Here is an 11,672-nt window from a genome sequence, read left to right on the forward strand (position 1 = left end):
TTGGCGCCTTTGTTTATACTGGTTTTTCAAACTCATCAGTCGTGGGGTTGTAGCACATTAGCTCACCTTTATCGAGATCGAAATACCACCCGTGTAATCTGAGCGTACCTGCTTCAACCCGTTCTTTGATGCACTCAAATGTCATCAGATTTTGCAAAGAAACAAGTACAGCTCGCTGTTCACACAATTTTAGCTGAACACTCTCATGTTCTTGTTTATGATTCACTTTTACCCAATCTTTCGCATTTTGTGCAATCGATACCCAACGGTGAATAAATTTTGAATCTTCCACACCTTCACTTTGCCACAAAGCGCGGATCCCGCCACAATTCCCATGCCCCATCACCACAATGCTTTCGACTTTCAGCGCATTAACGGCAAACTCCAAAGCCGAACTGGTACCATGATGATTATTGTCTGTTTCACATGGTGGTACTAAGTTTGCAACGTTTCTCACTGTAAAAATATCGCCGGGATCACAGTCAGTCAAAATAGCCGGATCTACACGTGAATCACAACATGCAATCATAAGTATTTTAGTTGGCTGCCCTGTTTTCATGCTGTCATAGAGCGCTTTATCATCACCAAAATACGTTTTCTTGAATCGAGAAAAACCCTCTAATAATTTATACGTAGTAGGCATCTTATTTTTGTTATCTCAAAATTGTAAAAATGGGTTGTGGCGTTTTTCATCAGCTAAGGTGGTGGTTGGTCCGTGGCCTGAATGCACAACTAAGTCATCTGGTAAAGCAAGCAGTTTTCTCAAGCTCTGTTGCATCAATGCTGCATTGCCCATTGGTAGATCTGTTCTCCCAACACTCCCAGCAAACAAGGTATCACCCACAAAAATATCACTGCTCGTATAGTAACAACCTTGTCCTGGTGTATGCCCTGGAGTAGATATAAATCTTAACTGTGTTTCACCTAAGTTTATAACATCACCATCATCAACTAAATGGTCTATTCTACCGCATGGACGATTCATATGAGGGGCGCCAAACCAGTCACCTTGTTGCGGTAAGGTATCAAACAGGATTTTTTCTAGTCTGGGGAGATATGTTTCAGCATCAAAACGATTCTGAATTTGGACTAAAGAACCGGCGTGGTCGAGATGCCCATGAGTGAGTAAAATTTTTGTTAGCTTAAACTGCCCACGCTTTTCCTCAAGATACTCGGCAAGCTCATTTGTCTCACCGGTATCAATGATCGCAGCTTCATTTGTTGCTTCATCAATGATCAAATAGGTATTCACAAAAAAGGCGCCAACGGTGATACATTCGATTTTTAACATCTAAAATCCATCACCGTTGACGCCTTACGTTAGAGTTGTCTCTACGTATTATTTGTCCCACTTTTTGCTTGATTCACGAGCAGTAATCATATTCTGCTTGAACCAATCACTTTTCACTTTCTGAGTTCTCGCCAAGTCGAGGTTAGCCTCGTACCATTTTTTCTTAATATCCGCATGTGGATCCGGATGCATATTCGCTTCATACCACTTGTTATGGCTGATCCGCGCTTTCTCCAGATTAGCCTCATACCATTTCTTGTGTGTTTCAGTCGTTAAGTCATCACTGATTTCATACCAATGTTTTTCAGTTGGTGTGTTATCAAGATTTGCTTCGTACCATTTGATACGTTTCTCGCGAGCTTGTTTTAGGTTTGCTTCACGGAATGCTAACTTCCACTCAGTATCGTTGGCTTCTTTAAAGTCATACCAATGAGCCTGTGTGGGTTGATTATCATTAGCTTCATACCATTTACTGCGCTCAGCACGGACAGCAGCCACTGCTGATTTCAGATTAGCTTCATACCATTTATTTTTAGTATGAATGTGGGCGGCGATATTCGCTTCATACCAGGGAGTATCAGTTACTTTTGCTGGTCGCTGATTTGCTTCATACCACTTCTGGTTTTCTCTTGCGATAGCTGCATTGTCTGCAAACCATTTTGATTTAATTTGACGAGTACGAATTAAACTCAGATTTGACTCATACCAGCGTTGTTTAATTTCAGCATGTGGATCAGGATGAATATTCGCCTCATACCACTTACTATGATTAACACGAGCTGTTTGTAGATTGGCTTCATACCATTTCTTTTTAGTGTCTGAATATTTTTCATCACTAAACTCATACCAATGTTTTTCAGTTGGTGTGTTATCGAGATTGGCTTCGTACCACTTGATACGTTTTTGACGAGCCTGATCCAAGTTTACGCGCATCCAAGCTTTTTTTACATCACTGTACATTTCTTCACTGAAATGTTGCCAACGTTTTTCAACCTCAGATTGGCTTTTGTTTGCTTCGTACCATTTACGTGTGGCACGTACAGATTGAACCGCCTGTTGGAGATTAGCGGCATACCATTTATTTTTTGTTTCAATATGCTCAACCAGATTCGCTTTATACCAAGGAATCTCAACATCCTTTGCTGGACGTTTATTGGCGTTATACCAAGGTTTTGCAATATTGATAGAAGGTTTCAGGTTAGCCTCATACCATTTGCTTCTGGACTCTCTCGCTGTCTTAAGATTAGCTTCGTACCACTTTGCTTTGATTTCAAACGTGCTAGTCATATTTCTTACCTCTGCTGGGCATTTAAGTAATTTGATAGTACATGACTTTTACTCAAGTTCACAACAAAATCAGTATGATATTTGATTAAGATCAGTTTTATTCATAACAATGTTTTTCAGCTTTTATGCGTTGCAAAGCTGAAATCTGTTGCTCTACTTGTAACTGTCGTCTATCTTCTTTCTCTTCTACAAGCGCAGAATACCCTAAATACCCCAATCCCAACCAGCCTTGTACAATCGGTATGGTATCAATCATCACCAAAGCGGTCGCCGCTTTATTGGCATCATCCTTATAAAAAGTCGGTTTATACGTATATCGGTATGGATGCAACTGATTGATGGCTTTATCTACCTGATAACAACTCATGTCCTGCATTTTCTGATCGGCCGTTACAACTGGCGGCTCGAAATAAATCGGTTCTGAGGGTACAGGAGGTAGTGTCAAGGCATTAGTTTTCGATGAAAATATTAAGACAAGACATAAAAAAATACTCAACCTTTGCATGTACCTACTCCGTAAAAATCTAGTTCATGTTCGGGTTATCGTCATCGATGACAAAGTCTTCAATAACAATTTATTCTGCAGATGCGTCTTTGTCATTACGGTTATGATCCCCCCACTTCTGGATTTGAGCCATCACCTGAGCATTGAATGTTTTTTCAGGAAATCCAGATTCTTCATCATATTCCCCTGCGTCTATTCCTGATAATAAGGCTAATGCTTGATTGACATGGCTTATACCATAAATATGAAACTTGCCATCCTCAACTGCTTGGATAACATCATCACGCAGCATTAAATGCTGCACATTTGTAGCCGGAATAATAACGCCCTGTTCTCCTGTTAATTCAGTCAGACGACAAATATCATAGAAACCTTCAATTTTTTCGTTCACACCACCAATGGCTTGCACTTGCCCCATCTGATTCATGGAGCCGGTGATAGCAATAGACTGCTTCATAGGAATATTGGCTATAGAGGATAACAAAGCACAGAGCTCTGCCACAGTAGCACTGTCACCATCTACTTCACCATAATTTTGTTCAAACACAATACTCGCTGACATGGACAATGGATTATCAGAAGCATAGGTCCGTCCGAGGTAACCACTCAGAATCAATACACCTTTAGAGTGAATATCTCCGCCTAAATCGACTTCTCGTTCAATATCAATGATATTGTCATCACCATAACGTGCTGAAACAGTCACTCGAGAAGGTTGGCCAAAGCTGAACCCACCGATCCCCAACACAGATAATGCGTTTATCTGCCCAATTACTGCTCCGGATGTTGAGATATCGATAATATTTCGTTCTATTTGCTGATAAATCTGGCTCCGTAAGCGATCCAGCCTTTGCTCTCTTAACTTGATGGCACTTTGGACATTATCTCTGCTAACGAGTTGGCTCTTTTCCTGCTTCGCCATAAAAGAAGCTTCCCGTAATAAATCAGCCATACTCCCCATGTGTAAAGATATTTTCTGGCTATCCTCAATAGTTCTGGCACTATGCTCTATCACCCTGGCAACAGCATGTTTATCAAAATCAATTAATTTGTACTTTTCAATTGTGCTTGCCATCATTTGGGCAAATAAGACGTCATTCTCAATACTGCGTGGCATTTCATCTTCAAAATCGGCCACGACTTTAAACAAACCAGCAAATTCCGGGTCCATATCGTATAAGAGGTAATACAGTTCTCTATCCCCCAGTAAAACGACTTTCAGTTCTAAAGGGATAGGCTCTGGATCCAATGACACTGTCGCCACAAGACTATAAATTTGCTCTAAGGCATCAAATCTGACCTCACGCGATTTTAATGCTCGTTTCAGCCCTTCCCAGCCATAAGGCTGCATAAGGAGTTGTTCTGCATCTATGATCAAAAAACCACCATTGGCCTTGTGAAGGGCGCCAGCCTTAATCAGAGTAAAGTCGGTTACCAGTGCTCCCATCATTGCCATGTTTTCAATACATCCAAGCAAACTTTGATGGTTAGGCAAATTTTCATAAACAATAGGGGCACCATGATTCTGGCTATTATCAACGACTAAGTTGATTTGGTAGCGTTTATGGATATTGATGTCTGTGGTGCCTTCTTCTGCTGATTGTTCATCTTTCAAAAACGCATCCAGATTACTGCAGATGTCTTTTAGCATGTCATCAAAATAATGCTGTAATTTGCTTGAGTTGGGGTAAGCGTGCTTCAGTTTATTGACTTGCTTACTGATAACTTCAAGAGCGACCTCATCATTCAGCGCCTGAAGCTGTTTAGCATTGTTTCTTTCCCACTCTCTCAGCTCTAATAGAGTGTGTTGCAATTCTTCGTGCAAGTCTGCAATCGCATTCTCTGTCTCTTCCTGTTGAGCTGCAGGTAACTGCTCAAACTCTTCTGAGGTCATGGCCTCGCCATTATGTTGAGCGGCAAAGGCATAATGACCATCTTGTAACCTCAGTAAAACAACACCTTTACGATCAGCCTCTTTTTGTAGCACACCAAACAATCTAACTCGGTGCTTTCGAGTTGCCTCATCAAGGCTTCTTAATCGCCCCCGGTAATATTCATCATCAAACGCTTGCGGCAGCTCATCTTTCAAATCATCAATCACATCTTCAATATCCTGACGTAATTGTTTGCCTTGTCCTGCTGGTAAACTCACAGCATAAGGTCTTTGTGAATCACTAAAATTATTAAGATAAGCCCAATCTTTCGCGGTTGGAAGATGTTCAACATGCTGTTCCAGATAGCGCCGAGTTAACGTATATTTCCCTACTCCTGCCGGCCCCATAACAAACAAATTATAACCATCAGCATCAATGTGACTGCCAAACTCAATAGCGTTTAATGCGCGCTGCTGACCAATGACTTCATTTGTCGCCTTGAGGTCTGCAGTTGAAGAAAAAGTCCATTGCTCTGGCGTACAATGATGATATAAATCACTGACTTGTAATTTTGTGCTCTCAGGCATAGTTTTCTCAATTTGAATAAGTTACTTTAAGCTTAGGTCGACTGAATAATACAGACAATATAGGAAGGGAGAATCAGATGTCACCAAATGATTATGATGAAAAACGTGCATATCATCGAATGAAAGTGGATACGCCAATTACATTTTCCCTTAATGGCCAAGCACAAGTAACACATCAAGCCATCAGTAAAAATCTTAGTGCGAGTGGTTTACTTATTCAGTCAGAGTTTGCACCTGCTCAAAATGATAAAATAGAGGTTGTAATGGATACAGGTAATGACCGATTTTCACCATTCATTATTCAGGGGCGTGTGTTGAGAGTAGAAGCAGATATTGAGGCCGAAGAGCAATATTTGATATCAATTTCAATAGAACAGAGTCAGTAAACTCATATCCAATAGCTTGTTTTGGTCATCACTTTTGAGGTAATTGACATGAGAATTTTCACTGGAATCGGCAATTCGGCACCGCCGGCATCCAATGCCATGCTTCTGTGATGGCCTTCATCCTCTCGCATTTGTTCCAAAACAGCGCGACTTTTAATATCACTTGGGCTGAGTTGTTGTAAATGTTCATCAAGATGCTTAACCACTTGTTTTTCAGTTTCAGCAACAAAACCCAAGCTCCATTTATCGCCAATCTTTCCTGCAACAGCTCCAATAGCGAAAGAGCCTGCGTACCATATCGGGTTTAGAACACTACGATGTGAAGAAAGAGTGATTAAGCGTTGTTCACACCAAACAAGATGGTCATTCTCTTCTAATGCAGCCTGTTCCATTGCCTGACGTATTTCAGGTAATTTAGCTGTTAAAGCTTGGCCTTGATATAGAGCTTGTGCAGATACTTCACCAGAATGATTTACTCTCATCAATCCCGCTGAATGTTTTTTTTCTGAAGACGTCAGCGAGGTAGTTTCATTGAGATGGCTGCCGGGCACATCACGCTGAGTAGTCTCTGGTTGACCGAATACTGTTGTGATAGCTTTATCTACTTCTATAATGACACGGTCAACAATACTCAACTGTCTCAAATTCAACATAACTCTACCTGATATTAAAATAGCTCGATATCACCGTGCACGACTTGTGATACTGGTTTGACTTTACCTTCTCTCAGTAAGCGGCTGTAGCTGTGAACCTGGTTTCTGCCATTGCCTTTAGCATAGTAGAGAGCTTCATCAGCTTCACCAATGACGTCTGACGGTGAAGGTTGAGCAAAAACCTCAACAAAACCAATACTAATGGTCACTTGATTTATTTGAGGAAAGTCATGGGCTGCTACCATTTCCCTGATACGCTCAAATGTTCGCATAGCATCTTCTTCATCTGGCGCTTTTAGAACGACTACAAACTCTTCACCACCATAGCGATACACAAGGTCATCGTCTCTGATAACACCAGATTTCATCAACCGCGCTACCAGAATAATGACTTCATCACCATATAGATGACCGAAATTATCATTGATGGTTTTAAAATTATCGATATCAATAACACCCAGCCAATACTTCACAGAAAAAGTTCGACGACGTGAATCGTTTGGAGATGTCAGCTGCTCACTGAAGTGTGAGCCTTGTCGTACCAGTATTTTGGTAATTTCATTATCAAGAGTTTCACGGTTGAACAAACCAGTAAGTTTGTCTTTCTGTGTTTTTTCAATCAATGCTAGATAATTAGAATAGACTCTGAGTATTCCGTAAATTAATCTCTGATCACCATTTGAAGGAACGAGATCAGTTGAGATGAGTAGCACAGCGAAAATAACACCATTTGCATCGAAAGCAGGATAGACCACATTCCACTTACCATTTTCTGTGGAAGTCAGTTCCACATCCGCATTTTTGATGGCTTTGAAAATAGTCTCACTGAGGTCAGATTGCTCAGTCATTAATCGCGGGTTTTCATCGCTTGAAACAATAACACCATTCACACAGAAAGCTAACAAGCTTAACTCATGAGCACCGCTATTTTCTCTAACACGAAATAATCTCAGGTCCTGAGATGGGAAAAGTTCATTGAGCGTTTTTAGGAGGCTTTTTTCAAGTACATGCCGGTCATGATAGCTGGTAATTTCTGCAAGATTATCTATGATCCTTATACTGTTATGATTCATTGCCACATGCCTTGTATGCTCACAGATTAAGGTAACGTTGAGCACGCTCACTTAATGTCCAGTATGAAATATCCATACTCAATCGGACAAAATATACTTTTTCCGTATTTAAATCAATGCTTAGAGCTTGATTTTGGCGACTTGGGCCTTGGTTTATCTCTCTAGATACCTAAAGAGTGTATCCGCTAAGTCACGTGGCTGGAATTTCGAGACATAGTCATCAGCACCAGCACCAACCCCCATTGCTTTGTTTGCTTTTGCCGTCAGGGAAGAGTGCATTATTACAGGTAAATTTGACATTCTAGGGTCTGATTTTATTTTTTGTGTTAGCACATAACCATCCATTTCAGGCATTTCAACATCTGTCAGGACCATTTGGATTTCAGATGTAATATCCCGCCCTTCCTGTTCACATTGTGCAGCAATCTTATTCAGCATTTTCCATGCTTCAGCACCATTTACTGTACCAATATGTTCTACACCCATAACATCTAGAGTTTTAGTAATCTGCTTGCGTGCAATGTTTGAATCATCAGCAAAAAGCAATCGATAATGACCTTTTTTGTCGACTTGTCTAATACCATCAAACACCGTTTCGTCGTAGAAGTCACCGGCATCAGCCAGCACTTTTTCGACGTCCATGATCATGACCAGTCGCTTATCGTTCAATTCTGCAACAGCTGTGACTAAACCACCCATGCGTTGAGAAATGAGTTGTGGTGGTTCTTTAACTTGTTCCCAATTCAAGCGTTGAATCGTATCAACAGAGCTGACCAAGAATCCCTGAACATGCGTGTTATATTCAGTGATCATTAAAATTCGTGGCTTATCTTTAGATCTTAGTTTGCAAAACTTTTGCAGGTTGATGATAGGCACCATATCACCACGAAGACTGACAAAGCCCTCAACTCCATCGGGCATTTCCGGCGCTGTTGTTATCTCAGGAATATTCAATACTTCCCTGACTTTAAAAACATTGATTCCAAACAGTTCATTTCTTCCTGTTTCATCACTTGTACCTAAACTAAACAACAAAACCTCAAGGTGATTTGTACCAGCTAGTTTGGTGCGCTCGTCGATGGAGTCAATAAATGTGGCCATATGAATTCTCGCAAAACTTCAGATAAATTAACGTGAATATGTCTAAAAATAATAGCGGACATTAGCACGAAAGCTTGAGCAGAGTTAGCCACATTATCTGAAAATTTATCGGCTGTGCTAACAAGCAGCAATTAAATCATGAAGTTATGTTAGCTGCCAGAGAAAAATTATTCATCTATCAAGAAGACGTTTTTGCTGGAAGCAATACACGGAGCTGCAGATATAGGATGCACGAACAGAATTGACTGGCAGTAAAATTAGATGATTGTTAGAGTAGGACACTAAAGTCGTTTAAAGATTGTTCAATAATGACTTTAGAAATAGAATACAATTGAAAATCGAGATATATACAGCAAAAAAATGCTGTCGGAATGGTGCCCAGGGGGAGACTCGAACTCCCACGTACATAAGTACACTAGCACCTGAAGCTAGCGCGTCTACCAATTCCGCCACCTGGGCAACAGACGCGCAAAGATACAGAGTGAAACAAAAACTGTCAATGACCAATAATAACGAAAACGATCCCTTTTTCGATAGAGAAGCCGAAAAATACGACAACCCCATCCCCAGTCGTGAATTTATCTTAGACATTCTCAAACAAAACAACACCCCATTATCGCGCAAAAACATCGCTAAACTGATTGATGTTAAAGGTGAAGATGCAAACGAAGCCCTGCGTCGTCGTCTGCGCGCAATGGAACGTGACGGCCAACTTCTTCGCAACAGAAAAGGCGCCTATGGCGTCGTGTCCAAGATGAACCTTATCAGTGGTCGCGTTATGGGCCATCCGGAAGGCTATGGCTTTCTGATTCCTGATGAAGGCGGCGATGACCTCTTCCTGACCGAACGTGAAATGCGAATGGTGCTTCATGGTGACCGAGCTTTGGCCCGTATCACCGGAACTGATAGAAAAGGCCGTAAAGAAGGCGCTATTGTTGAGGTAGTAAAACGCAGTAACGAGCGCATTGTCGGTCGGCTGGTTCAGGATGCCGGAATTTTTTATCTTATCCCCAATAATCGCAGAATCAGCCAAGACATTCTGATTCCACCCAGCGATTTAATGAATGCACAAGTCAATCAAATTGTTGAGGCTGAAATTACTGAACAGCCCAACAAGCACCGTTCTCCATTAGGAAAGATAGTTAATGTACTGGGTGACCACATGGCACCGGGCATGGAAATTGATATTGCTCTCCGTGCCTTTGAATTACCACATGAATGGTCACCTCAGGCTGAGGAACAAGCGAACAATCTAGGCGAAACAATTCCTGAAGCTGCCATCGATGGCAGACTTGACCTTCGTGATATGCCACTTGTCACTATTGATGGCGCGGATGCCAGAGATTTTGACGATGCTGTGTACGCTGAAAAACTCGAGTCAGGCAACTGGCGTTTATGGGTGGCTATCGCCGATGTCTCACATTACGTTCTGCCGAACAGCCCGCTGGATCAGGACGCACAGGAAAGAGGCACTTCCGTCTATTTCCCAAGTCAAGTTATCCCCATGCTGCCTGAAGCACTATCTAATGGTTTGTGCTCACTGAATCCAGAAGTCGATAGACTCTGTATGGTCTGTGAAATGGAAATTGATCAGGCAGGGAAAACTGTCTCTTACCATTTCCATGAAGCCGTGATGCACTCCAAAGCCCGGTTAACGTATGACAAAGTGGCGGCGATGCTGGTTGATAATGACACAGCATTACGCGAACAATACCAACATGTATTACCTGCCATCGAAACGATGTATGACTTATATAAAGTCATGCTAGAAGCCCGTCATGAACGTGGTGCTATTGACTTTGAGATGACAGAAACCCAATTCATTTTTGATGAAAACAGAAAGATCAAGTCAATAGAACCACGCGAACGTAATGATGCTCACCGTCTTATTGAAGAGTTTATGATTGCAGCCAATGTCAGTGCGGCATTATTCCTGCTGGAAAGTAAACTGCCTGTTTTATATCGCATTCACGAAACACCTTCAGAAGAAAAACTCTCTGGTCTGAGAGACTTTTTAGGTGAACTCGGTTTATTTTTAGGGGGTGGTGAAGAACCAGAACCGCGTCACTATGCCTCCTTATTAGCTACCGCGAGTAAACGCCCTGACGGTCACTTGTTACAGACCGTGATGCTCCGAAGCATGAAGCAAGCCGTTTATAGCCCGGATAATGTGGGACACTTTGGCTTAGCGCTTGAGGCTTACGCCCACTTCACTTCACCTATTCGTCGTTATCCTGATCTCTTAGTGCATCGGGCAATTCGCCACGTTCTCAGCCAGAGAAAAGATAAAAAATGGCGTTATTCCTATGAGGAAATGGCTCAACTCGGTGAACATTGCTCAATGACCAGTCGTCGTGCTGATGAAGCCACCAGAGATGTCAGTGACTGGCTTAAATGCGAATACATGCGTGATCGTGTTGGTGAAGTTCATGACGGCGTAATAAGTGGCGTCACTGGCTTTGGCTTATTTGTCGAGCTGAGTGATATTTATATAGAAGGTTTGGTCCATGTCACCTCGCTGAAAAATGATTATTACCAGTTTGACCCGACAGGTCACCGCCTTACTGGTGAGCGAACGCGCAAAGTGTATCGATTAGGAGATACATTAAAAGTTAAAGTGGTTCGCGTCGATCTTGATGAGAAAAAAATTGATTTGGAATTAGTTGAGACGAAATAATATAAATGGCTGTTATGAGAAACAATAACAGCCATTTGTTTCGATATCAGACGAGTAAGACATCGTGTTATTTTGCATCTAAACAGAGATTTTCCTTGACCAGAAAAATAATCACAGTAGAATTATCGTCTTTCTTGAGGTCGGCATCCTAAGTCATCCACACCTCAAACAAGAATAATGGTGAGTGTAGCTCAGTTGGTAGAGTCCCGGATTGTGGTTCCGGTTGTCGTGGGTTCGA

10 protein-coding genes and 1 tRNA gene are annotated in these 11,672 nt (G+C 41.7%); 2 read left to right on the forward strand and 9 right to left on the reverse strand.

The genetic code is table 11. From position 1 onward, the window contains the following. Window positions 1-13: 13 nt before the first annotated feature. The 5 genes from B2248_RS09125 to B2248_RS09145 form a co-directional block, all read right to left on the reverse strand. Window positions 14-643, reverse strand: coding sequence for a carbonic anhydrase (locus B2248_RS09125; protein WP_007146276.1), 630 nt, complete (start codon window positions 641-643; stop codon window positions 14-16). 15 nt (window positions 644-658) lie between these two features. Then, window positions 659-1,291, reverse strand: a complete 633-nt coding sequence (locus B2248_RS09130; protein WP_007146277.1) for an MBL fold metallo-hydrolase — start codon at window positions 1,289-1,291, stop codon at window positions 659-661. A gap of 48 nt (window positions 1,292-1,339) precedes the next feature. Then, the gene (locus tag B2248_RS09135) at window positions 1,340-2,578 is read right to left on the reverse strand and encodes a hypothetical protein (protein ID WP_007146278.1); all 1,239 of its coding nucleotides are present in this window, start codon (window positions 2,576-2,578) and stop codon (window positions 1,340-1,342) included. 97 nt (window positions 2,579-2,675) lie between these two features. Then, a complete protein-coding gene (locus tag B2248_RS09140; RefSeq protein WP_007146279.1) occupies window positions 2,676-3,083 on the reverse strand; it encodes a hypothetical protein in 408 nt (135 codons plus the stop codon). A gap of 70 nt (window positions 3,084-3,153) precedes the next feature. Then, complete coding sequence (locus B2248_RS09145) at window positions 3,154-5,544, reverse strand: Lon protease family protein (RefSeq protein ID WP_273181115.1); 2,391 nt, start codon at window positions 5,542-5,544, stop codon at window positions 3,154-3,156. Between the two features lie 77 nt (window positions 5,545-5,621). Here B2248_RS09145 and B2248_RS09150 point away from each other — a divergent pair, with 77 nt between their 5' ends. Further along, window positions 5,622-5,930 (forward strand): PilZ domain-containing protein, encoded by a 309-nt coding sequence (locus tag B2248_RS09150; protein ID WP_273181116.1) that lies wholly within the window; start codon window positions 5,622-5,624, stop codon window positions 5,928-5,930. A 2-nt stretch (window positions 5,931-5,932) separates the two neighbouring features. Here the strand turns inward: B2248_RS09150 and coq7 are convergent, their stop codons facing one another. The 4 genes from coq7 to B2248_RS09170 form a co-directional block, all read right to left on the reverse strand. Continuing rightward, entirely contained in the window at window positions 5,933-6,583 is a 651-nt protein-coding gene (gene coq7, locus B2248_RS09155) for a 2-polyprenyl-3-methyl-6-methoxy-1,4-benzoquinone monooxygenase (RefSeq protein WP_273181118.1), read from the reverse strand. Window positions 6,584-6,597: 14 nt separating this feature from the next. Then, on the reverse strand, window positions 6,598-7,656 hold the full coding sequence (locus B2248_RS09160) for a GGDEF domain-containing protein (RefSeq protein WP_273181119.1): 1,059 nt from the start codon (window positions 7,654-7,656) through the stop codon (window positions 6,598-6,600). A 153-nt stretch (window positions 7,657-7,809) separates the two neighbouring features. Beyond that, complete coding sequence (locus B2248_RS09165; RefSeq protein WP_007146284.1) at window positions 7,810-8,757, reverse strand: chemotaxis protein; 948 nt, start codon at window positions 8,755-8,757, stop codon at window positions 7,810-7,812. Window positions 8,758-9,129: 372 nt separating this feature from the next. After that, window positions 9,130-9,216, reverse strand: a tRNA-Leu gene (locus B2248_RS09170). A gap of 40 nt (window positions 9,217-9,256) precedes the next feature. Here B2248_RS09170 and rnr point away from each other — a divergent pair. Continuing rightward, a complete protein-coding gene (gene rnr / locus B2248_RS09175; protein ID WP_040576645.1) occupies window positions 9,257-11,434 on the forward strand; it encodes a ribonuclease R in 2,178 nt (725 codons plus the stop codon). Window positions 11,435-11,672: the final 238 nt, after the last annotated feature.

The sequence above is a fragment of the Methylophaga sp. UBA2012 genome, from assembly GCF_002335235.1.
Classification (GTDB): domain Bacteria; phylum Pseudomonadota; class Gammaproteobacteria; order Nitrosococcales; family Methylophagaceae; genus Methylophaga; species Methylophaga thalassica.